This window comes from Megasphaera vaginalis (ex Srinivasan et al. 2021) (assembly GCF_000478965.1).
GTDB lineage: Bacteria > Bacillota > Negativicutes > Veillonellales > Megasphaeraceae > Megasphaera > Megasphaera vaginalis.
This window is the reverse complement of sequence record NZ_AWXA01000051.1, coordinates 1-21,945: the sequence shown is the minus strand read 5'-3', so window position 1 is coordinate 21,945 and position 21,945 is coordinate 1. Positions and strand designations below refer to the sequence as shown.

The window sequence follows — 21,945 nt, the reverse complement described above, 5'->3', positions numbered from 1 at the left end:
AAGTCAAAGCCTCTTTTTCGTTACAATAAAAGACAAGGCCGTGAAAAGAACGGCATAGGCGGCAAGGACCGAGCAGTTCCGCGTGATAATGAACCAGTTCGTGCCGGCGAGGAAGAGCGATTTCAGCAGTTCCATATAGTACGTTGCCGGCACTAGGTGGCCGATGACATTAATCGCGAAAGGCACATTGTGGAGATCGAATATGAAACCGCTGAGCATGACCGTTGGCAGCATACTGACAGTAAGGGCAATTTGGCAGGCGAGAAATTGATTTTTCAGGACTGAAGAAATCGTAAGTCCCATGCCGAGAGATACAAAAATAAATTCCATTGAAGCGAAGATGATGATCCACAGCGGGCCGTGCATCGGCACATGATAGAGAAAACGAGATGCAAAGATGCAGAGCATAAAGCCGGAAAAAGAAATGCAGAAATACGGAATCATCTTGGCCAGCACGATCTCAAGCGGACGGACAGGTGTAATGAACAGGGACTCCAGTGTGCCTCGTTCCCATTCTCGCGACATGACCAGGGTAGTGAGAAAGACCCCTACCAATGTCTGGACGATGACGATCAGCCCCGGGATAAAGAACCACGTACTCGTGTTCGCGTCGTTGAACCATTGGCGGCTGATAATATTGATCGAGCCGCGCGGCGTGAGTTCCGGCAGATAGGTGCCGCTGTGTTCAGCCGACCATTGGGCAATGCCGCTTTCCAAATAACCGCCGGCTGTTCGTGCCGTAGTGGCGTCGACGCCGTAAGTGATCATTTGGACACTGCCCGTTCCTTTAGCAAGACTTTCCGTAAAATCGGAAGGAATGATGAGGATCGCTTCTGCTTTTCGATGATCCAGCAACGCTTCGCCTTCATGCAGTGATGTAACATAATAAGGCGAAAAGTAGTCCGATCCGTCGAGAAAGCTGACCATATCCTGCGCTGTCGGCGACGTGTCTTCCAGAACGACGGCAACGGGAATGTTCTTGACGTCAAAGGACATACCGAAACCGATGAGGAGGATCATCATGATCGGGACGATAATGCCGATAATCAGACTGCTGCGGTCGCGGAACATTTGGAGAAATTCTTTTTTGATGAGTGCCTTCATGCGGCGTGAAAAGTTCGTCATGGTTGCTCCGCCTCTTTTCGGGACTGTTCTACAATGGCAATGAAGGCTTCGTTCATCGTGGCGTTTTGACCGGTACTGCCGCGAATCTCCTGCGGTGTTCCCAAGGCGAGAATGGTGCCGTGGTCTTGAATCATCATGCGGTCACAATATTCGGCTTCTTCCATGAAGTGGGTCGTGACGATAATCGTTGTGCCCGTATCGGCAAGGGACGTGATGCGCCGCCAAAAGGTGCATCGCGCCAAGGGATCGATGCCGCTTGTCGGTTCATCCAGAAAAAGAAGCGGCGGCTTATGGAGCAAGGCGGCGGCCATGGAAAGACGCTGTTTGAAGCCTCCCGGAAGAATGCCGGCAGGTGTGAGAAAATAGTCTGTAAGCTCAAATTGCTCGGTCACTTCGGCAATGCGCTGTACCGCTTCTTTACGGCGCAGGCCGTAAATGCCGCTGTAAAATTCGAGATTTTCTTTTACCGACAGTATCGGGTAGAGGGAAAACTTTTGGGCAACGTAGCCGACATTCGCTCTGGCGGCAGCGCGTGCTGTACGCAGATCCGTGCCGGCGACGGAAAGCGTTCCGCTCGTGGCCGGCAGCAGACCGCAGAGCATGCGGAAAGTCGTCGATTTACCGGCGCCGTTGGGTCCGAGAAGACCGAATATCTCGCCGCGACGGACCTGGAAAGAAGAATCGGAAACGGCTGTAAAATCACCGAACTTGCGAACTAAATGGCGGACCTCAATGACGATTTCCGGTGGCAGTTCATAAGAGTCTTTGTAGGAAACAGGAAAAGCCGCCGTACTTTCTTTCGTTTGTGCCGCTTGCCGGAGAAGCATCATAAAGCTGTCTTCCAGACGTGATGAAATGGGTGCGGCCGTCAGTTGCGGATATTTCTTTAAAAGCGCAAGCTGCGGCAGTTGGTCTTGCCGATATAGGCTAAAGCGGACTGTAGATCCGTCGGGCACGGCATCAATGACCTGCTCCTTATCATCGAGCAGCGCTGCTTGAACAATGCGGGACGGAACTTGCGGCGGCGGAGTTACGTTGAAAACTAAGCCTGCCGATAAGGCGCTGATTTCGGCAGGCGTGCCTTCACGAAGAATGGAACCTTCGTACAAAATGATGAGATGGCTGCATCTTTCCGCTTCGTCCATATAGGTCGTACTGACTAAAATGGACAATCCTTCTTCGCGCTGTAAGGTTTGCAGGATTTCCCAAAGCTCCCGCCGCGACAACGGATCGACGCCGACTGTCGGTTCATCGAGAATGAGCAAATCCGGCGAACGGACTAAGGTACAGGCAAGGCCCAGTTTTTGTTTCATGCCGCCGGAGAGCTTGCCGGCAAGGCGGTCGGTAAAGGCTGTCAGACCAGTCATGTGTAGCAGTTTTGCGAAACGCTTCTGCTGATCTTCCTGCAATACGCCGTGCAGGTCGGCGTATAATGTGAGGTTTTCGGCGACGCTCAGATCTTCGTACAGGCCAAAACGCTGCGGCATGTAACTCAAGCGGTCTTGTACAGCTTGGGGATCGCTGAGGACATCGGTTTCTAAGACGGAAAGCGAACCTGCAGTAGGCGCAAGCAGACCGCAGATAAGACGCAGCAGTGTAGTCTTGCCGGCTCCGTCGGGGCCGATGATGGCGGTGATCTGTCCGGCCGGAACAGTGAGCGAAATGTCTTTCAGCGCTTCTATCGTTTTTTTTGCAGGGGCATCGTAAAATTCTTTGCGTATATGGTTTGCAGTGAAAGCAATAGCAGTCGTCATGACGTATATCCCTTCTTCACTCAGGACCTTGTTCAAAAGGTAATCGTAGCCGGCATCCCCATGCGCAGTATATTGTCCTCATCGGTTACATAAATACGGACCTCATAAAGAAGAGCACTGCGCAAATCTTCCGTTTGTACCGTTTTTGGCGTAAATTCCGCAGTGTTGGAAATATATCCCACTTGGCCGATGATTTTTCTGTCAGGAAAGCTGTCAATGTGGATGAAGGCCTGTTTACCTTCATACAATTCACCGAGGCGATTTTCCGAAACATAGGCTCTGATCCATTTTGCCGAATCCGGAGAAAGCGTAAATACCGGTTTTTGCGGCGTTGCCATATCCCCGGTTTCGAGAAGGCGGGAACGAATGACGCCGTCTTGCGGAGCCGTAAGGGTGGTTTGGCTTAAGTTGCACTTTTGCAGCTTCAATTGCTCCTGTAGCTGTTGCAGCTGCGCTTCGGCAGCGGCAATATCTTCCGAACGAGGACCGATTGCTGTCAAGTTCTGGGCAGCCTGCGCGTTTTGCAGATTAGCCATGGCAGCTTTATACCTTGCTTCACCGTTATCAAGCTCTTGTTTGCTGACGGCATCTTGGTTATACAGCGTGAGCAGTCTGGTATATGTTGCTGCCGCATTGTCGGCATCAGCCTGCGCTGATGCCGTAGAGGCTTGTGCACCGGCCAATTCCTGCGGCCGGGAACCGTTATGTAATTTGTTCACGACAGCCTCTTGTTGTGCTATTTGCGCTTCCATGGCGGCAATCTGCAATTCCAACGGCTGTGTGGCGAGCTTTGCCAAGACATCGCCTTTTTTGACGCGGTCGCCTTCGTCGACATACATCTCTTCAATTCGTTCGCTGCTGTTGAAAGCCAGCGATACCTGACGGATATCGACATTGCCATACAGTACGAGTGCCGGGTCATCTTTCTGAGCAGCAGTATAGGCGTAATAGCCCAAGGCTGCCAGCAGTACGATGGCGAGAAGAAGCAGCGTTTTTTTATGCGCGAGCAGTTTCTCTTTCATGACATGATCCTTCTTCCTTTTGTGTGAATATAGGTGACGCCTCTTTCTTTGATTGTATTGTATCAAAATCAAATTTGAATTACAATTATATACGCCGTGTTTTTTTTTGCAAAAAAAAGAAACGATCCCTTTCGCGGAAATCGTTTCATAATCTGGCTATTTTTTTCGGATCTGCGGCAATATTCTCGGCGTGCCTTTTTCTACGACAGCGCTGCCGTTAGTTGTGTCGGATAACTTTTGCAAGAATGAATCTGTCGTGTCTGACGGAAGGAACAGCGCAAAGGAGACGGAGTCGGTGAAGCTGCGGTCGGTTATGACGGCGCTGCAGTCCGTTGCGAGACGTTCGATCGAGTCAACGGAGGAATAGGTTGTCTTTACAGTCAGCACGTCGCAGAGAATATGGTCGGCAATATTGGCTGCTTCAACGACGAGCGCGGCACTGTGCCCATAGGCGCGGATAAGACCGCCTGTACCCAGCTTGGTGCCGCCGAAGTAACGCGTCACGATGATCAGGGCATTGGTCAGGCTGTGCGCCTTCAAGACTTCGAGGATCGGTTTTCCTGCCGTTCCCGACGGTTCACCGTCATCGCTTGCTTTCTGCAACTCCGCCCTGGCGCCGAGGCAGTAAGCATAGCAGTTGTGGCTGGCGTCCCAATAGTTCTTTCGAGCCGACTGTAAGCGAGCGGCAATCTCTTCTTCCGAAACGACTTCATAAAGAACCGCGATAAAGCGGGACTTCTTGATCACATATTCGCATTCCGCCATACCGGACGGTGTCGTAAAAAGAGGAAGAATCGCCATGATGAATCGCTCCTTCAGCATCGCCTATGCAAAAATCCATCGCTGCAGCGATGGATTTGATAGACCGTATGGTGGGAATAAGTGGATTCGAACCACTGACCTTCACGATGTCAACGTGACGCTCTAACCAACTGAGCTATACCCCCAAGAGACTTTACCAGTATACATGAAGATGAATCCGGTGTCAAGATAAAAGTCCTATGGCAAACTCTTTTTATTAAAAATGGCGCGGCTGGGGATCTGTGCGCTAAAGATGCCGACAGTCATCAGTACGGCGCCCATGACTTCATTGAATGACATCAGTTCATTGATCAGGATGAGGCCGGCAATGGCGCTGAAAATCATTTCGAAACTGCATAACAGCGAGGCTTCCGTTGGCGGCACTTTTTCTTGTCCGATGATCTGCAATGTGAAGCCGACGCCGCTGGAGAAGAGACCGCAGTAGAGGATAGGCACCATGGCGCCGCTGATCATGGAGAACGTCAATGTTTCTCCGGCGAAGGGCATGGCCAGGAGATTGAAGATACTGCAGCCGATGAATTGGCCGAACGCCAAGGTCAGACCTGAATAATACCGAACGAAGCAGCCTACGGCCAAAATATGAAGGGTCCAGAAAATGACGCCGAGCAGTACGAGCGCATCTCCTTGATTAATCGCCTCACCGGCGCCGTGAAAAGCAAGGAGATAAAGTCCGGCAAAAGCCAGTACGCAGCCGATGACATGAGAAATGCGCAGCGCATTTCCCAAAAGGAGACCGAAGAGCGGGACAAAAACGATGTACAATGCCGTAATAAAACCGGCTTTGCCGGCAGTCGTATAAAACAGGCCGACCTGCTGCAGCGCCGCGCCGGAGAAGAGAATAAAGCCGAGAATGGCCGCCGCGCCGATTACCGGTATCCGGCAGCTTCCGGCAGGCGCCGTGTTCTGTCCCTTGCTGAAGGCCCGCCAGACCAGGGGGAGAATGGCGATGGCGCCGATGAGAAAACGGATGCCGTTGAAGGCGAAGGGGCCGATGGCGCCGGTGCTTACCCGTTGAGCGACGAAGGCCGTTCCCCAGAAGAAGGCGGCCGTTATGAGCATGAATCTGTATTTCAGCAATTTAGGTATCTTCCTTTCGTCATGTGAAGTTACTTATTATTGTATCATGCGTTGTAAAGCGCCCGGAGAATCGGTTCTTCCGTGGGAATGGATTTGCCTGCCCGGAGCTGTTGCGTTATAATAAATACAATACGTATTTGGAGGCGACCGCGTTGTATACGAAAGCATTATTGACCGATCTATATCAATTGACCATGATGCAGGGGCTTTTTTTTGAAGGAAAGCACAGACAAACCTGTACCTTTGACAGATACTACAGAACGAATCCCTTTCACGGCGGCTACACCGTCATAGCGGGGTTGGAGCATCTGATCGACTATGTGCAGCACATTCGGTTTACAGAAGATGATTTGGCTTATCTGAGAAGGACCGGCATTTTTGCGGATACATTTTTAGCCTATTTGAAGGGCTTGACTTTTACCGGCGATATTTACGCCATGCCTGAGGGAACCGTAGCGTTTCCGCAGGAAGTGCTGTTGCGCATAGAAACGAAAAAAGATGAAGCCATGTTGCTGGAAACGTGCATGTCCATGATCATGAATCACGAGAGCCTGATTGCGACGAAAGCCCGCCGCGTACGGACTGTGGCCGGCAGCGATAATTTGATGGAATTCGGCCTGCGCCGTGCGCAAGGCAAGGCTGCCGGCGTCTATGGCGCCCGGTCCGCCATGATCGGCGGTTTTAACGGCACGAGCAATGTTCTTGCCGGCGCCCTTTTCGACATTCCCATTCTCGGAACGATGGCGCACAGCTGGATCATGACTTTTCCGAGCGAATTGGAAGCCTTCAGAGTCTATGCGAAATATTATCCGAATAACTTAATCCTTTTGGCCGATACATATAATACATTAAAGCAGGGCGTTCCCGATGCCATTACCGTTTTCAGCGAAATGAGAGCAGCCGGGACGTTGCCGCAAATGTACGGTATCCGCCTGGACAGCGGGGATTTGGCGTATCTTTCCAAAGAGGCGCGGAAAATGTTTGAAGCTGCGGGATTCAATGATGTCGTCATTGCCGCATCCAATGATTTGGATGAAAATTTAATCAGTGTATTAAAGAGCCAGGGCTGTGAAATCAACTCCTGGGGCGTCGGCACGCATTTGATTACCGCCGAAGACAGCCCGTCTTTGGGCGGTGTTTTCAAACTGGTCGGCCAAGATGAAGACGGCAAATTTGTGCCGAAAATCAAGATGAGCGACAACGCCGAAAAGATTTCCAATCCCGGCCGCAAGAATGTGCTGCGCATTTATGACAAGGCGAGCCGTAAGATGAAGGCGGATATTATCATCCTTGAAGGCGAAACAATTGATGCCGAAAAGGATCTGCAGCTGACCAGTCATAAAACACCGTGGCGTTCCCGCATTCTCGCCGGCGGTACATACGACGTGCGGAAAATGTTGCAGCCTGTTTTTCAAAAGGGAAAGCTTGTTTATGAAAAGCCGTCGCTTAAAGAAATCATGGCCTATGCGGAGAGCGAGATCAATACACTTTGGCCCGAATATCTGCGCCTTGTCAATCCCGAAGAAATGTGGGTACAGAGAAGCGCCGAATTGTCGGCTTTGCGGGAACGCGTTCTGCAGGCCGAATCGTCATACTTCCTGTGATCAGAGACGAAAAGGAAGCGCCGTTGCGGCGCTTCCTTTTTTATACCAAAATCGGCTTTTCAACGTATTCGCTGCCGCCTTGGCGGGCATCTTTGCGGCAGAAGAAAAAATGCTGCATATCGGCAGCCAACAGGTCGTATGTCAGTTGTTCGCGTGCCGTTTCCGTCAAAGCCGCCCGCTTCGACAAATCGGTCAACAGCGGCAGCCCGGCAATCGCCTTGGCTTCCTTTAAAAAGCGCCTGCCCCGTTCGCCGGCGCCCAGAATGCGGGCATATTGCGGCCCTGTGCGGAGAAAGGCGTTCATCGTCTCCTGGTGCAGGCCGAGTACGATATAAGCGCTCATGCGGCAAAGGCGGCTGTACGAATAGCGTTTCGTCTTTATTGCGGCCAGTGCCGTCTGCCAATCGGCAGTACGATTCATAGCCGTTTTCCAACGATTTTCCAATCCTTCCGCGAAGGCTGTCAGCGATTTCAGTTCTGCAAGAGAGCGCCGGCGGCTTTCATATAAAACGGCATCGTGATAACGGGCATAGTCCGTGTAAGTGCCGTTTTTGACTGCATCGCACAGAGAAGGCAGTACTGCCGGCGGGATATAGCGGCTGTATTCGGCGGTGGCGATACCGTTGCCGATGGCTTTGCGCAATGCCGTTGCGCCGACGAAGTCACCGTCCTGCAGTGCAGCCGTATGCCGGCCGCAGCGGGGCACGGTCAGCAGTGAAAGCGTCGGAGCATAGGTGCGGCTGGCCTTGGCGTATTCCCAGGCCAGCAGGTTGTTCGGCAAGGTCAGCGCTGCTGCGAAATCCGGATTTTGCCGATACAATTTTTCCGTAAGGCGCGTGCCGTATGTTGCGTTTTTGCGGTCACATCCGGGAGCCGATACGGCATCATCCCGATTGACAGCGGCCGTAATCGCAGCTGCCGATAACGTTTCCGTGCCGCAGGCGATTGCTTGACAGCCCAACGCTGCCGCGAGTCGGACGGCTGCTGCCGCAAAGTAAGGGGCGCTGTTCAAGACGCAGGCCGCCGGCAGTTCAATGACGCAATCGGCGCCGCCCTGTAATGCCCAAAAGGCACGCAGGCGCTTGTCAAACAACGCCGGCTCGCCGCGTTGTACGAAAGAGCCGCTCATGATGACGACGATAGCTTTTTGGTCGCCTGCCCGTTGGCGCAACGTGCGGAGTAAATACGCGTGGCCCGTATGAAAGGGATTGAATTCTGCCGTGACGGCAATGCTGTCCATAGGTGATATGTCTCCTTTTTTTCATTATATCATACCTGAGACGGGCAATCACGGATCGGCTCCGTCAAGGGTGTGAAAAATTTGCGGGAATATGTCGGCAAACGAATTGTTTTATGCTATAATGAATAAAGTCTGTTAAAAGAAAGCATGTAAGGGTGAGCAGAATGAAGTTTTTCAAAATCTTGGCACTGTCGGCGATAACGGCAATTTCCGTGGTCCTGTCCGGCTGCGGTACGGCAACTGTAGATGAAGAGTACAGTTTCGGTTATACGCAGATGAAATCGGCCGAATCGGAAATTTTTCTCTTGACTCCGTTTCAGCTGGGGCGCGTAAAGAGTCAGATTCCCAGCGGCTTTATGTACATCGGCAGTGACAATCACATCAATATCATCGCTACGGCGGAACCGGCAGCAACGACGCCTCCCCAAGCGGCAGCAGAACATGCGGCGGCCATGCTGAAACAGACGCCGGATATTACGGATCTGCAAACGAAGACCTCGGCGACGACGGTAAGCGGCAGAAACGCTGTTGTCATTGACAGCACTTATGACGAACCGGTAGACGGCAAAAAAATGGCGCTCGTCGTGCGAAGTGTCTTCTTTGAAGATAAAGGCCAGACGTGGAACGTCATGTACATGTATCCCAAAGGCGATGCCATCGGGGAGGAAGTGACGGAACGTATTTTTGGCCAGTTACAATAATTCAAACAGACGAAAGAGGGTAAATTGCATGATCGTATTGGTTGTAAACTGCGGTAGCTCGTCCTTGAAATACCAGTTGGTAAACATGGACAACGAAGAAGTCATGGCAAAAGGATTGGTGGAAAAGATCGGCCTGTCCGATTCGCAGCTGACCCACAAATGGAACGGACAGAAGAAGGAAATTCGGCAGTCTATTCCTGATCACCATGTAGCCGTTAAACTTGTTCTCGATATTCTTACAGACGGCGAATGCGGCGTTATCAAATCGATGGACAGCATTGACGCCGTAGGCCATCGTGTCGTTCACGGCGGCGAAGAATTCGCCTGCTCCACCTTGATCAATGACGATGTCATGAAAGCCCTGGAAAGATGTTCGGCCATGGCGCCTCTTCATAACCCGCCGAATATCATCGGTATCAACGCCTGCAAAGCTATTATGCCGCAGGTGCCGCAAGTTGCGGTTTTTGATACGGCGTTCCACCAGACGATGCCGCCCAAGGCTTATATGTACGGTCTGCCCTATGAATTATATACAGAAGACGGTATTCGCCGTTACGGATTCCACGGCACGAGCCATCGTTACGTCGCCGGCCAGATCGCCAAGGTTATGGGCAAAGCGGTGGAAGAACTGCGTATTATCAACTGTCATCTCGGCAACGGGTCTTCTCTGGCCGCCATTCAGAACGGCAAATGTGTGGATACGACCATGGGCTTTACGCCGCTTGCAGGTGTTTTGATGGGTACGCGCTGCGGTGATATTGATCCGGCTATCGTTTTGCATGTTATGGAAAAGAAGGGGCTTTCTACGCAGGCAATGGATACGCTGATGAATAAAAAGTCGGGCGTACTCGGCATTTCCGGCGTATCCAGCGATTTCCGCGACCTAGGCGACGCTGCCGAAAAAGGCAACGAACGAGCTAAATTGGCTCTCGACATGTTCCATTATCAAGTCCGCAAGTTAATCGGATCCTTGGCGGCCGCCATGGGCGGTGTCGACGTCATTACCTTTACGGCAGGTGTCGGTGAAAACGGTATCGAAGACCGTGCCGCCATTTGCGAAGGGCTGGAATATTTAGGTGCCAAACTTGACGCCAAGCGCAATGATGTCCGCGGCAAGGACGCGCTGATCAGCACCGATGATTCGACGGTAAAGCTGTATGTTATTCCGACTAATGAAGAAATCATGATTGCCAGAGATACGAAGGAACTGGTGTCAAAATAGTTTTTTTCCTCTACAGGAGCCGTTTTTGCAAACGGCTCCTGTTTCTTTTGCCGCCGCAACTGGACGATATGAGGTAAATGCTATAAAATACTTATTGTAATGAAGACGATCGGCGGCTAATGGGAGGAAAGACAGTGCACATACTTTATTGGGATATAGACGGAACTATTTTAAATACAGGTCGAGCGGGGCTTTATGCGATTGAAGACGTTTACCGCGAACTTTGCGGCGATGCGGCAAAAATACCGGAAATTTCCGCCGGCGGCCGCACGGACAATTATATTTGCCAGCAATTGCTTTATAAGGGGACAGGCGTTATGCCAACTGACGCGGAAGTAAGCAGTTTCTGCCGGCGCTACGAACGACAGCTTCTTAAATGGTTGAAGAAGAAACGGCAAGACGGAACCGTTTTTGCCAATGTTCGCGATATTTTGGATTTCTTTGTTCAACGAGAGGATTTTAAACTCCTCTTGCTGACGGGAAACAGCGCTTACGGCGCTAAGTTGAAGTTGGAAGTCTTCGGCCTGGATCATTATTTTGATTTTGATCATTCCGGCTTTGCCTGCCAGTATTATTATCGCAATGAGTTGGCGCAGAATGCCTGTGCTATCGCCAAAAGAACATGGGGCAATGCTGTTGAGACGATGTTTGTGACCGGCGATACGCCGTATGACATTGAATGCGGCAAGGCGATCGGGGCCAAGACGATTTCCGTCGCTACCGGCCATTACGGTTATGACGAGTTACGTTCGTTCCAGCCTTGGAAGCAGCTTCGGACGCTACCTTCGGCGGCGGAATTTTTGCGGCTTTTGTCTGTGGAATAAGGTTTTTGGAGGATGAAAACTGCACAGCCACGGCCTTTTCTGGCAAAAACGAGAGAATGATGATATAATAAAAAAAGTTCTTGAAGGATTGTTTTTCGGCGGTTCTTGAGAAGAAAAATACGGGAAGGTATCTATAAGCGTGAATGTATTTTTAAAGGATGAACGAAAAATTCTTTCGATCGTTGTCCCTGTGTATAATGAACAATTAAATATAGAGAAATTCTATGAAGAAGTTACGCAGGTTTTGGGAACCGTCGATATGGCTTACGAAATCATTTTTGTCGATGACGGTTCAAATGACACGACACCGTTGGTGCTGAGTCGCCTGACGCAGCAAGATGAGCACGTACGGGCCTTTATTCTGGCCCGTAATTTCGGGCATCAGCTGGCTCTCACGTGCGGCATGGATCATGCTCGAGGCGATGCCGTTATCACTATGGACGGAGACTTGCAGCATCCGCCGGCGATGATTCCCGATTTATTGCAAAAATGGCGTGAAGGTTATGATGTTGTACAAACCGTTCGATTGGCGACGGACGATGCCGGTTTCGTCAAACAGTTGACTTCATCAGCATATTACAAGGTTTTAAATGCCTTATCGCCGGTACATATTACACCGGGAGGATCTGATTTCCGTCTCATGGACAGAAAGGTACTGACGACTTTTCGGCGTTTTCGTGAACATGGCCGGTTTATTCGCGGCATTGTCGGCGACATCGGATATAAGACGGCGACTATCGATTTTATAGCGCCGAAGCGTTTTGCCGGGACTTCAAAATTTTCGATGAAGAAAATGCTCCGTTTCGCCTTGGACGGCATTACGTCATACTCTAACCTGCCGTTGCGCATATCCTTTTACGCCGGCTTGCTTAGCGGCTTATTCAGTATTGTCATCATCATGCATGCCCTTTATTGCAAAATCACGGGCCAGGCGACTCCGGGGTGGACGACAACGATCGTCGTCGTCTGTCTCATGGGCGGGCTCCAATTGATTTTCATGGGAATTATCGGCGAATATATAGGCCGAATATTTGAAGAAGTAAAAGATCGACCCCTTTATTGGCTTCGTGCTGAACTTGGCAAGAGACAAAAGGACGGCGAGTAAGACTGAAGCAGAGAAAGAAGCGATCTATGACAGATAACGTGCAAAAAATGGAAGGGAGACGGGAGAACAGTATGTGGCAAAACGTTTCTAAAGTGGCGTTCGTTGCGGTACTGCTGCTGATAACGACTGTTCCTGTCGGGGCTTACGGTGTCGGTGACCGCGGCAGTCAGGTCGCATCAATACAGAAGCAGCTTCGAAAATTCGGTTATGCCGTCAGCGCCGACGGTATTTACGGCCGAGAGACGAGCAAAGCCGTAGAGCATTTTCAGGCCGATAAAGGGCTTGCGATCAGCGGGACCGTTGATGAGGCGACGTATAGGAAGCTGTTGGGAAAAGCAATGCCGAAAGAAAAGGCAGGGAAAGACAGAAAGACTAGCCGGAAAACTGACAGCCTGCCGTATTCTGGCGGCGGAGACCGCGCCGATTATTTAAGAACGAAGAAATCTGCGGGCAATGATGTAATCGGCAGGAAAATTGTTTCATCAGCTTATCGGTATCTCGGCGTACCGTACGTATTCGGCGGTAATACACCGTCGGGATTTGATTGTTCGGGTTTTACAAGATACGTATTTTCACATAACGGCATTACACTGCCGCGCATGGCTGACGAGCAATATCTTGTGGGAGCCTCCGTCAGGCGTCGCGACTTAGTGCCGGGTGATCTGGTGTTTTTTTCCACCTATGCGTCCGGCGTCTCTCATTCCGGAATCTATGTCGGTGACGATAATTTTATTAGTGCCACGTCGAGCGGCGGCATTCGTATTGACAGCTTGAACAGCGATTATTGGTCCAGTCGTTATGTCGGCGCGAAACGCGTGCGTTAACGGGCAATTCGAAGGTCGGCAGCAAATAAACAAAGCGGTTCGTTTGCTGCCGGCTTCGTCTTTTACGGGGAAACAGTTGCGATAAGGCTGATAATGAGTGTATAATTTGGCAATAAATAAAGGAATAAATTGAGATTTTAAAGGAGTGTTACTGATGAAGTACATGACGGGAAACGAAATACGGAAAGCATACCTGGAATTTTTTAAAAGCAAACAGCATCTGGTTCTTCATAGTTTTTCTCTGGTTCCCGAAAATGATCCCAGTTTGCTCCTCATTGGCGCCGGCATGGCTCCGCTTAAACCGTACTTTACGGGAAAGCTCGTACCGCCGTCCTACAGAGTGGCGACGAGCCAGAAATGTATCCGCACCGGGGATATTGATAATGTCGGCAGAACGGCACGGCATCATACGTTTTTTGAAATGCTCGGCAATTTTTCTTTCGGAAATTACTTCAAGAAAGAAGCCATCGCCTGGGCCTGGGAATTCTTGACGAAGGTTTTGGAACTGGATGAATCCAGGTTATATGTGACTATTTATCCCGATGACGATGAGGCTTACGGTTATTGGCACGACATGATCGGGCTGAGTGACGAACGCATTTTTAAGCTTGATGACAATTTTTGGGAAATAGGGGAAGGGCCTTGCGGTCCGGACAGTGAAATATTCTACGATCTCGGTCCCGAACGCGGCTGCGGTCAGCCGTCCTGCACGGTCGGTTGTGACTGCGATCGTTATCTGGAAATCTGGAATCTCGTGTTTACGCAGTTTAACCGTAATAAAGACGGAGAATATATTCCTCTTGAAAAGAAAAACATCGATACTGGTGCCGGATTGGAGCGACTGGCTTCCGTCATTCAGCAGAAAGAATCGAATTTTGAAACGGATCTGATCTTTCCGATTATTGAAGCGGTTCGTGACCTTTGCCGGGGAAATTATGAGGATCCGGAACAAAAAGTGGCGATGAAGGTCATTGCTGATCATATTCGGGCTGTGACGATGCTGATCAGCGACGGGGTTTTGCCGTCTAATGAAGGACGCGGCTACGTGTTGCGCCGCGTATTGCGCCGTGCCGTTCGGTTCGGCAGATTGTTGGGAATCGAAGCGCCTTTCCTCAGTTTGCTGGTTGATACCGTAGTCGCAATGTTTGGTGAAGCGTATCCGGAACTGGCGGAACGGAAAGAACTGATCAAAAAGATAATTGATACGGAAGAACGCCAGTTTGGCGCTACCTTGGCACAGGGGCTGGAATTACTCAACGGAATGATCGAAGCAAGAGGCGAAAGCACCGTCCTGGACGGCGCACAGGTCTTCCGACTTTATGACACCTATGGGTTCCCTGTGGAATTGACGCAGGAAATTGCGGCGGAAAAGGGCCTATCCATAGATGACGCCGGTTTCGAAGCGGCGATGCGGGAGCAACAGGAACGAGCCCGTGCCGCCCGAGCGGATGTGGCCGCCAAAGTCATTACGCCGGATACGACGGATTTGGACCGGAGTTGCCTTGTACAGGATCCGTCGGCTAAGGATGGGACCATTGTCCTGCTCGGTAAAAACGGTGCGGCAATCGAAGCGGCCGGAGACGGTGAAGAAGTAACGATCATCCTTGACAGGACGCCGTTCCATGCCGAAGGCGGCGGTCAGATCGGCGATACGGGACTGCTCGTCAACGATACCTGTAAGGCAGCGGTAACAAATACGAAGAGTTTGCCCAACGGGTTAGTTTATCTTATTGCCACTGTGCAGGAAGGTGTGCTGCACAAGGGCGATACGGTGCAGCTGGTTGTTGATAAGGAACGTAATCTGGCGTTAGCGCGCAACCATACGGCTACGCATTTGCTCCAAGCGGCACTGCGCAAGGTTTTGGGCAATCACGTCAATCAGGCCGGTTCTCTGGTGACACCTGAGCGGCTTCGCTTCGATTTTACGCATTTTTCGTCCATGTCGGCCGATGAAATAGCCGATGTCGAGGCTGAAGTGAATAAAGAAATATTAAAGGCGATCAGAGTGGAAATTGAAGAAATGCCGATTGATGCCGCCAAAGAAAAGGGGGCCATGGCGCTTTTCGGTGAGAAATACGGCGACATCGTTCGCGTCGTGACTGTTCCCGGATTCAGTTGTGAATTATGCGGTGGAAGCCATGTCGATAACACGGCTGTGATCGGGTCTTTCCGTATTCTGACCGAAGCCGGGATCGGTACCGGCGTGCGCCGCATTGAGGCTGTGACCGGTGCCGGCGCATTGGCAAAGGCAAAGGCCGATGCGGCTGTATTGACGGAATTGGCGGCGCAGCTGAAGACGAAGGAAGGCGAATTGACGGTTCGGGTGACACATCTTCTGCAACAACTTCGCGACAGCGAAAAAGAATTGCAGCAGCTGAAAAAAGAACGGTCGCTTTCAGCGCTGGACGCGATCCTTGCCTCGCAGGAAGAGATGGGCGGAATTTCCTGTATTGCCGCGGCAGTTTCCGTTGATTCCATGGACGGCCTGCGCGACTTGGCCGATACCGTTTTGGATAGAGCCGGCGGCGTTGTTCTTTTGGGGGCCGTTATCGGCGATAAAGTGAATTTTGTCTGCAAGGTGGAAAAGGCCAGGACAAAGGACGGTATTCATGCCGGTAAGATCATTAAGGAAGCGGCCCAGGCTGCCGGAGGTAACGGCGGCGGCCGTCCCGATATGGCGCAGGCCGGCGGCAAAGAGCCGGAAAAGTTGGATGCGGCTTTGACGGCAGGCAAGGCGGCGTTGCAGTCGATGATTGCTAAAGGATAAAATAGTACTTGATTTTCCATAAAAGGACGTGAGCATATGGCAGTAAATGACGAAACGATGGTCGTGCGGACGAAGGATGAAGAGCGCAGTGTAGCAGCGATGATTTTGGAAGATGTTTACAAAGCATTGGAAGAAAAAGGCTATAATCCGATCAATCAGATTGTCGGCTATTTGATTTCCGGCGATCCGACATATATTACGAGTCACCATAATGCAAGAAGTAATATTCGGCGCATTGAACGGGATGAATTAATTGAAGAACTGCTGCAGTCCTACGTGAAGCAGCGTAAACTTTAAACGATGCGTATTTTGGCATTGGATATCGGTTCGAAGACGATCGGCGTGGCCTGTAGCGACGCTTTGCTGATTACGGCCCAGGCTGTAGAAACGATTCGTCGTCAATCAAAGAAAAAAGATTTGGCACGATTGGCGGAATTAGTCAAAGAGAAGGAGATTCATCGTATCGTCGTCGGCAAACCGCGTCACATGAATGGGGATCATAGCGAAAATATTGACAAGATAGAGCATTTTGTTGCAGAATTAAAAGAGGCGATACCCAATATGGAGGTCGTCTATTGGGATGAACGCCTGACTACGGTCATGGCGCAGCGGCAGCTGAAGGCGGCGAAGGTGCGCCGGGAAAACCGCAAAAAGGTGGTTGACGCCATAGCGGCCGTATTTATACTGCAGAATTATTTAGATGCCCAAGGAGGTCTGTGATGTCTGAAGAAATGTTGGAAGAAGTACAGGTCGTTACTGTTACCGGTGAAAACGGCGAAGAAGAATACTATGAAGAAGACGTGAGAATCGAACATGACGGCAAACAATTTTGTGTGCTTATTCCCATTCCCGACGAAGAGGAGGACGAGATTGACGGCGACGCCATTATTGCCCGTCTTGACGAGGAAGACGGTGAAGTCATTTACGTGGCGCCTACGGATGAAGAATTCGAGGCTGTTTCCAAAAAGTACGACCAAATTATTGAAAATATGTAATTGAGAAATAACGAATATCGCTTCCGGAAAGAGCCGGAAGCGGTATTTTTTTGTAGTGAGATGCCACCTCTTTTACCGCATGAGATAGCGGCTGTCCAATAAGCACTTGCGACCGTCTTCAAACAGCGCTGTTTTTCCGTTATGCATGGGAAATGGCGGGATTTATTGACGTTTTTTAGGTCATACAGTCTGAAAAATGATTCACAAGAAATATAAGGTAAAAAAATATAATAACTATAAATCATAGTTCGAATAATTTTAAAGAATATAAGATATAACGTTTAAATTGTTTTTATTTTCACAAATAACCCTTGCGGTTTTATTTGACCATGCTAAAAATAAAAAAGACGGCGTTTTATGTGTAAAAATAATTTTTACGATGCGGTATTTGCAATAAATAAGAAAAGTGCTATGATTAAGGCATAGAAATCAGGTTAGGTAAAATTTTTAACGAGGTGATTTGAAATGAACAAGTATTTGGAATCAGTAATTGAAAATGTCAGAACGAAACATGCCAATGAACCGGAATTCGTTCAAACCGTCGAAGAAGTATTGACTTCGTTGGAACCGGTAGTGGAAAAACATCCGGAATACGAAAAATTCGATCTGCTGAATCGTTTGGTAGAACCGGAACGTCAGTTCACTTTCCGTGTCGTTTGGGAAGACGACAAGGGTGAATACCATACGAATACGGGCTATCGTTTCCAGTTTAACGGCGCTATCGGGCCATACAAGGGTGGTCTTCGTTTCCAGAAGAACGTATATCCCGGCATCATTAAATTCCTTGGCTTTGAACAAATTTTCAAAAATGCTTTGACAGGGCTTCCTATCGGCGGCGCTAAAGGCGGTTCCGATTTTGATCCTGCCGGTAAATCCGATGCTGAAATCATGCGTTTCTGCCAGAGCTTTATGCAAGCCTTGTATCGTTATATTGGTCCCGATATCGATGTTCCTGCAGGTGATATGGGCGTCGGCGGCCGTGAAATCGGGTATCTTTATGGCGAATACCGCCGCTTGAAGGGCGCTTTTGAAAACGGTGTATTGACCGGTAAAGGGTTCAGCTTCGGCGGCTCCCGCATTCGTCCGGAAGCTACCGGCTTTGGCGCCGTTTATTACTTGGAAAATGTTTTGAAAGATGACGGCCAGGACATTAAAGGCAAGACGATCGCAGCTGCCGGCTTCGGCAATGTAACGTGGGGTATCTGCTTGAAGGCTGCTGAACTCGGCGCCAAAGTTATTACCTTGTCCGGTCCTGACGGATATATTTATGATCCCGATGGCGTTACTACAAAAGAAAAAATTGATTATCTCCTTGAAATGCGCAGCAGCGGCCGTAACCGCGTACAGGATTATGCTGATAAATTCGGCGTTCAATTCTTCCCGGGTGAAAAACCGTGGGGCCAGAAAGCCGATATTGTAATGCCGTCTGCCATGCAGAATGACGTTCATATGGAACAGGCTAAACAAATTGCCGCTAATGGCGTTCGGTACTATATTGAAGTTGCCAACATGCCGACAACCAACGATGCATTGAAATTCTTAATGGAACAGAAAGATATGATCGTTGCTCCGTCTAAAGCTGTTAATGCCGGTGGCGTAGCCGTATCTGCTTTGGAAATGAGCCAGAATAGCGAACGTCTTGTCTGGACTGCAGAAGAAGTAGATGCTCGTCTCCATGAAATCATGAACACGATTTACAAGAACTGCAAAGACGCATCCGAACGCAACGGATTGGGTTACAACCTCGTCGCCGGTGCCAACATTGCCGGCTTTGAACGTGTAGCTGACGCTATGCTTGCACAAGGCGTATTCTAAGCGTTACCGTTTAGGCCATAATGCATTGTTGCAAAAAATAGGTTGAAGTTGAAAAAGAAGAATGAGTTAAAGAAATTATACTTTAACTCATTCTTCTGTTATTTTACAGGAATGGGTAACGAATATTTCCCTAATAGATTGTCGGTCCTTTTATTGACCGATATATGTTTTTTTGATAGAATTTACATATATTTTGATAATAATTTTGTACCAAGGAGATGCGCTGTGATGCTCAGGCTGTGGACTTCGTGTGTTGACATTGAAGACGTGCTGGCTATCGGTGTATCCTGACGGGCAGATACCCAAAGGCAACTGGCGTTGTTTTTGGGTTTTGTTTTTTTTGAGGAGGGTCTTATGAAAGTCGGATTGATTATGGGCAGTGATTCGGATTTACCGGTCATGCAAAAAGCACTGGATGTGTTTAAAGACTTTGACGTAGCCTGTGAAGTTGTGTTGGCTTCTGCGCACCGTACGCCTGAAGTAGTCAAAGAATTTGCAGGCGGCGCAAAAGACCGCGGCTTAAGCTGCATCGTTGCCGGCGCCGGGATGGCGGCACATTTGGCCGGGGTTGTTGCCAGCTTTACGACGCTCCCCGTTATCGGCGTACCCCTTGAAGGCGGCAGTCTGAAAGGGATGGACGCCTTATTGGCCATGGTTCAGATGCCGTCCGGCATTCCGGTCGCTACTGTTGCCATCAATGGGGCCAAAAACGCCGCCTTACTGGCATTGCAGATCGGTGCTGTCAGTGATCCGGTTTTAGCGGCGAAATACCAAGCGTATCGTGACGATATGACGCGTCAGGTTATCGCTAAAAACGAAAAATTGCAGGCTTCATTACTATAGTATCAGGGGAAACGTAAGTGCGTAGAGGAGGGTTTCATGTTTTACGATCCGATTTGGGATAAGCAGCATGAAGAATGTGGCGTAATAGGTATTTATGATAGGAACTTGGATATTCCCAGATATCTTTATTGGGGTCTTTTCGCCTTGCAGCATAGAGGACAGGAAAGCGGCGGTATGGCACTGATTAACGGGTCCGATATCCGTACGTATCGCGGCATGGGGCTGATCAGCACCGTTTTTGAGAAAGGGGTTCCTCAGGAAGAAGGCCATATCGGGATTGGGCATGTCCGCTATTCGACGACGGGCTCCAATAATCCGCGAAATATACAGCCTTTAGCTGTATACACGGCAATGGGCGAGATTGCCTTGGCGCATAACGGAAATTTAACGAACACGCGCGCTTTGCGGGAAGAGCTTGACAAGGCGGGCGCCACTTTTCAAACGACGATGGACAGCGAGATCATCGTTAATCTGATTAGTCGCAGTCGGAAAGAGACCTTTGAAGAGCGGATTATTGAGAGCATGAATCGGGTACAAGGCGCTTTCTCTCTTGTCCTGATGACGAAGGATAAGTTGTACGGCATTCGCGATCCTTATGGATTTAGACCGCTTTGCATCGGCAGGACTTCTGAAGGCGGCTGGGTTTTGGCCTCGGAAACCTGTGCGCTTGACGCCATCGGGGCCACCTTTGTCCGGGATGTCAAGGCAGGGGAATTTATCGAGATCAGCGAAGCCGGTATCAAGGCGACGCGCTATGCCGAAGCCGGCAGGAAACAGGTCTGTTCGTTTGAATATATTTATTTTGCCCGTCCCGACAGCATTATCGACGGGCAAGATGTTTATCAGGCGCGGCTAAATATGGGCAAAGAAATGTGGGCGGAAACTCAATATGACGCCGATCTTATCATCCCCGTTCCGGATAGCGGTAACACGGCCGCTATCGGTTATTCCATGGCTTCCGGCATTCCCTTCAACTTTGGCCTGATCAAAAATCGCTACATGGGACGCACCTTTATTAAACCGAATCAAAAACAGCGCGAATTGGCTGTCCGCATGAAACTCAATGTCGTTAAATCCGTTGTCCGGGGAAAACGGATCATCATGGTTGATGATTCCATTGTCCGCGGGACGACGAGCGGCATTATTTGCAAGCTCCTGCGTGAGGCCGGCGCAAAGGAAGTCTATATGTGCGTATCGGCGCCGCCTATCAAGTATCCTTGCTTTTACGGCATTGATACGTCTGTTCGCAAAGAACTGATTGCGTCGGCGCTGGATGAAGAAGCGATCCGGAAATATATCGGCGTCGATAAGCTCCACTTCATTACGCTGGAAGGTCTGGACAGGGCGCTTGTCGGTATTCCCCGTGAAGATATGTGTCTGGCTTGCTTTAATAACGATTACCCCACGACGATTCCCGTCAGCACTGAGGAAGGAGAAAAATATGCGCTCGAATGATGAAACGAAGAAGACCTTAACCTACGCTGATGCAGGTGTTGACATTGATGCCGGCAATAAGGCGGTCGAATTGATGAAGGACTCCGTAAAAGCTACGTATCGTCCTGAAGTGCTCGGCGATCTCGGCGGTTTCGGCGGTCTCTTTTCTTTAATAAACAGTGACATCAAGAAGCCGGTTTTGGTGAGCGGGACTGACGGTGTCGGCACTAAGCTGCGTTTGGCTATTCTCATGAATAAACATGATACCGTCGGACAGGACTGTGTGGCCATGTCTATTAATGATGTGCTCGTGCAAGGCGCGGAGCCGTTGTTCTTCCTCGATTACATTGCAGTCGGTAAGCTGGATCCCGTTCAGGTTGCGACGATCGTCAAAGGTGTCGCCGCCGCCTGCCGGGAATCCGGATGTGCGCTTCTTGGTGGCGAAACGGCTGAAATGGCAGGATTTTATGCCAAAGACGATTATGACCTGGCCGGTTTCGGCGTTGGCATTGTCGATCGTGACAAGATCATTACCGGTGAAACGATCGGCGCAAATGACGTGTTGATCGGGTTGCCTTCTACAGGGATTCATTCCAACGGCTTTTCGTTGGTCCGTAAGATTGTCTTTGAACGGATGAACATGCAGCCGGATCAGTACGTTGATGAATTGGGCATGTCGATCGGGGAATGTCTATTGACGCCGACGCGGCTTTATCCGAAGGTATGTCTGCCCATTATTCGCAATTTTGACGTCAAGGGCATGGTGCACAA

The 21,945-nt window shown here is 50.0% G+C and carries 20 protein-coding genes and 1 tRNA gene; 14 read left to right on the top strand and 7 right to left on the bottom strand.

Going from position 1 to position 21,945, the window contains the following annotated elements; translation table 11 throughout:
- Positions 1-3: 3 nt before the first annotated feature.
- From HMPREF1250_RS08735 to HMPREF1250_RS08710, 6 genes are all read right to left on the bottom strand, one after another.
- Positions 4-1,125 (bottom strand): ABC transporter permease, encoded by a 1,122-nt coding sequence (locus HMPREF1250_RS08735; protein ID WP_023054296.1) that lies wholly within the window; start codon positions 1,123-1,125, stop codon positions 4-6.
- Complete coding sequence (locus HMPREF1250_RS08730; protein ID WP_023054334.1) at positions 1,122-2,879, bottom strand: ATP-binding cassette domain-containing protein; 1,758 nt, start codon at positions 2,877-2,879, stop codon at positions 1,122-1,124. Before HMPREF1250_RS08730 ends, HMPREF1250_RS08735 begins: the two co-directional genes overlap by 4 nt.
- A 32-nt stretch (positions 2,880-2,911) precedes the next feature.
- Entirely contained in the window at positions 2,912-3,901 is a 990-nt protein-coding gene (locus HMPREF1250_RS08725) for an efflux RND transporter periplasmic adaptor subunit (protein ID WP_023054279.1), read from the bottom strand.
- Between the two features lie 156 nt (positions 3,902-4,057).
- Positions 4,058-4,702, bottom strand: a complete 645-nt coding sequence (locus HMPREF1250_RS08720; RefSeq protein WP_023054376.1) for a YigZ family protein — start codon at positions 4,700-4,702, stop codon at positions 4,058-4,060.
- Positions 4,703-4,771: 69 nt separating this feature from the next.
- Positions 4,772-4,848: transfer RNA gene (locus HMPREF1250_RS08715), tRNA-Val, on the bottom strand.
- 52 nt (positions 4,849-4,900) lie between these two features.
- A complete protein-coding gene (locus HMPREF1250_RS08710; protein WP_023054306.1) occupies positions 4,901-5,800 on the bottom strand; it encodes a DMT family transporter in 900 nt (299 codons plus the stop codon).
- Positions 5,801-5,952: 152 nt separating this feature from the next.
- Between HMPREF1250_RS08710 and HMPREF1250_RS08705 the strand changes: the two genes are divergently transcribed.
- Positions 5,953-7,404, top strand: a complete 1,452-nt coding sequence (locus HMPREF1250_RS08705; protein ID WP_036243123.1) for a nicotinate phosphoribosyltransferase — start codon at positions 5,953-5,955, stop codon at positions 7,402-7,404.
- 40 nt (positions 7,405-7,444) lie between these two features.
- Here the strand turns inward: HMPREF1250_RS08705 and HMPREF1250_RS08700 are convergent, their stop codons facing one another.
- Positions 7,445-8,644 carry a nucleotidyltransferase family protein gene (locus tag HMPREF1250_RS08700; RefSeq protein WP_023054365.1) on the bottom strand — a complete coding sequence of 400 codons (1,200 nt, stop codon included), beginning with the start codon at positions 8,642-8,644 and terminating at the stop codon, positions 7,445-7,447.
- Between the two features lie 164 nt (positions 8,645-8,808).
- Between HMPREF1250_RS08700 and HMPREF1250_RS08695 the strand changes: the two genes are divergently transcribed.
- From HMPREF1250_RS08695 to purM, 13 genes are all read left to right on the top strand, one after another.
- Positions 8,809-9,345, top strand: a complete 537-nt coding sequence (locus HMPREF1250_RS08695; protein WP_036243120.1) for a hypothetical protein — start codon at positions 8,809-8,811, stop codon at positions 9,343-9,345.
- A 28-nt stretch (positions 9,346-9,373) separates the two neighbouring features.
- Positions 9,374-10,567 carry an acetate/propionate family kinase gene (locus HMPREF1250_RS08690; protein ID WP_023054353.1) on the top strand — a complete coding sequence of 398 codons (1,194 nt, stop codon included), beginning with the start codon at positions 9,374-9,376 and terminating at the stop codon, positions 10,565-10,567.
- Positions 10,568-10,701: 134 nt separating this feature from the next.
- The gene (locus tag HMPREF1250_RS08685; protein ID WP_023054335.1) at positions 10,702-11,391 is read left to right on the top strand and encodes an HAD family hydrolase; all 690 of its coding nucleotides are present in this window, start codon (positions 10,702-10,704) and stop codon (positions 11,389-11,391) included.
- A gap of 139 nt (positions 11,392-11,530) precedes the next feature.
- Entirely contained in the window at positions 11,531-12,496 is a 966-nt protein-coding gene (locus HMPREF1250_RS08680; RefSeq protein ID WP_023054368.1) for a glycosyltransferase family 2 protein, read from the top strand.
- 26 nt (positions 12,497-12,522) lie between these two features.
- Positions 12,523-13,320, top strand: a complete 798-nt coding sequence (locus HMPREF1250_RS08675) for a C40 family peptidase (protein ID WP_023054300.1) — start codon at positions 12,523-12,525, stop codon at positions 13,318-13,320.
- Between the two features lie 163 nt (positions 13,321-13,483).
- The gene (gene alaS, locus HMPREF1250_RS08670; RefSeq protein ID WP_196806867.1) at positions 13,484-16,087 is read left to right on the top strand and encodes an alanine--tRNA ligase; all 2,604 of its coding nucleotides are present in this window, start codon (positions 13,484-13,486) and stop codon (positions 16,085-16,087) included.
- Between the two features lie 36 nt (positions 16,088-16,123).
- Positions 16,124-16,384 (top strand): IreB family regulatory phosphoprotein, encoded by a 261-nt coding sequence (locus HMPREF1250_RS08665; protein WP_023054302.1) that lies wholly within the window; start codon positions 16,124-16,126, stop codon positions 16,382-16,384.
- 3 nt (positions 16,385-16,387) lie between these two features.
- Entirely contained in the window at positions 16,388-16,807 is a 420-nt protein-coding gene (ruvX, locus tag HMPREF1250_RS08660) for a Holliday junction resolvase RuvX (protein WP_023054289.1), read from the top strand.
- On the top strand, positions 16,807-17,082 hold the full coding sequence (locus tag HMPREF1250_RS08655; protein WP_023054382.1) for a DUF1292 domain-containing protein: 276 nt from the start codon (positions 16,807-16,809) through the stop codon (positions 17,080-17,082). The genes ruvX and HMPREF1250_RS08655 overlap by 1 nt, the downstream gene beginning before the upstream one ends.
- Before the next feature lie 465 nt (positions 17,083-17,547).
- Positions 17,548-18,897 carry an NADP-specific glutamate dehydrogenase gene (gene gdhA, locus HMPREF1250_RS08650; protein ID WP_023054359.1) on the top strand — a complete coding sequence of 450 codons (1,350 nt, stop codon included), beginning with the start codon at positions 17,548-17,550 and terminating at the stop codon, positions 18,895-18,897.
- A gap of 354 nt (positions 18,898-19,251) precedes the next feature.
- On the top strand, positions 19,252-19,740 hold the full coding sequence (gene purE / locus HMPREF1250_RS08645) for a 5-(carboxyamino)imidazole ribonucleotide mutase (RefSeq protein ID WP_023054280.1): 489 nt from the start codon (positions 19,252-19,254) through the stop codon (positions 19,738-19,740).
- A gap of 36 nt (positions 19,741-19,776) precedes the next feature.
- Positions 19,777-21,195: an amidophosphoribosyltransferase gene (gene purF / locus HMPREF1250_RS08640; protein ID WP_023054355.1), complete on the top strand. Its 1,419-nt coding sequence runs from the start codon at positions 19,777-19,779 to the stop codon at positions 21,193-21,195.
- Positions 21,182-21,945, top strand: a 764-nt coding sequence (purM, locus tag HMPREF1250_RS08635; RefSeq protein ID WP_023054326.1) for a phosphoribosylformylglycinamidine cyclo-ligase, incomplete at its 3' end; no start/stop codon positions are given. The genes purF and purM, both read left to right, overlap by 14 nt.

Excerpts from the sequence above, each read along its gene's own strand:
- HMPREF1250_RS08735 (WP_023054296.1), bottom strand. The coding sequence starts at position 1,125 with ATGACGAACTTTTCACGCCGCATGAAGGCACTCATCAAAAAAGAATTT.
- HMPREF1250_RS08730 (WP_023054334.1), bottom strand. The coding sequence starts at position 2,879 with ATGACGACTGCTATTGCTTTCACTGCAAACCATATACGCAAAGAATTT.
- HMPREF1250_RS08725 (WP_023054279.1), bottom strand. The coding sequence starts at position 3,901 with ATGAAAGAGAAACTGCTCGCGCATAAAAAAACGCTGCTTCTTCTCGCC.
- HMPREF1250_RS08720 (WP_023054376.1), bottom strand. The coding sequence starts at position 4,702 with ATGGCGATTCTTCCTCTTTTTACGACACCGTCCGGTATGGCGGAATGC.
- HMPREF1250_RS08700 (WP_023054365.1), bottom strand. The coding sequence starts at position 8,644 with ATGGACAGCATTGCCGTCACGGCAGAATTCAATCCCTTTCATACGGGC.
- HMPREF1250_RS08695 (WP_036243120.1), top strand. The coding sequence starts at position 8,809 with ATGAAGTTTTTCAAAATCTTGGCACTGTCGGCGATAACGGCAATTTCC.
- HMPREF1250_RS08690 (WP_023054353.1), top strand. The coding sequence starts at position 9,374 with ATGATCGTATTGGTTGTAAACTGCGGTAGCTCGTCCTTGAAATACCAG.
- HMPREF1250_RS08675 (WP_023054300.1), top strand. The coding sequence starts at position 12,523 with ATGACAGATAACGTGCAAAAAATGGAAGGGAGACGGGAGAACAGTATG.
- alaS (WP_196806867.1), top strand. The coding sequence starts at position 13,484 with ATGACGGGAAACGAAATACGGAAAGCATACCTGGAATTTTTTAAAAGC.
- HMPREF1250_RS08665 (WP_023054302.1), top strand. The coding sequence starts at position 16,124 with ATGGCAGTAAATGACGAAACGATGGTCGTGCGGACGAAGGATGAAGAG.
- ruvX (WP_023054289.1), top strand. The coding sequence starts at position 16,388 with ATGCGTATTTTGGCATTGGATATCGGTTCGAAGACGATCGGCGTGGCC.
- HMPREF1250_RS08655 (WP_023054382.1), top strand. The coding sequence starts at position 16,807 with ATGTCTGAAGAAATGTTGGAAGAAGTACAGGTCGTTACTGTTACCGGT.
- gdhA (WP_023054359.1), top strand. The coding sequence starts at position 17,548 with ATGAACAAGTATTTGGAATCAGTAATTGAAAATGTCAGAACGAAACAT.
- purE (WP_023054280.1), top strand. The coding sequence starts at position 19,252 with ATGAAAGTCGGATTGATTATGGGCAGTGATTCGGATTTACCGGTCATG.
- purF (WP_023054355.1), top strand. The coding sequence starts at position 19,777 with ATGTTTTACGATCCGATTTGGGATAAGCAGCATGAAGAATGTGGCGTA.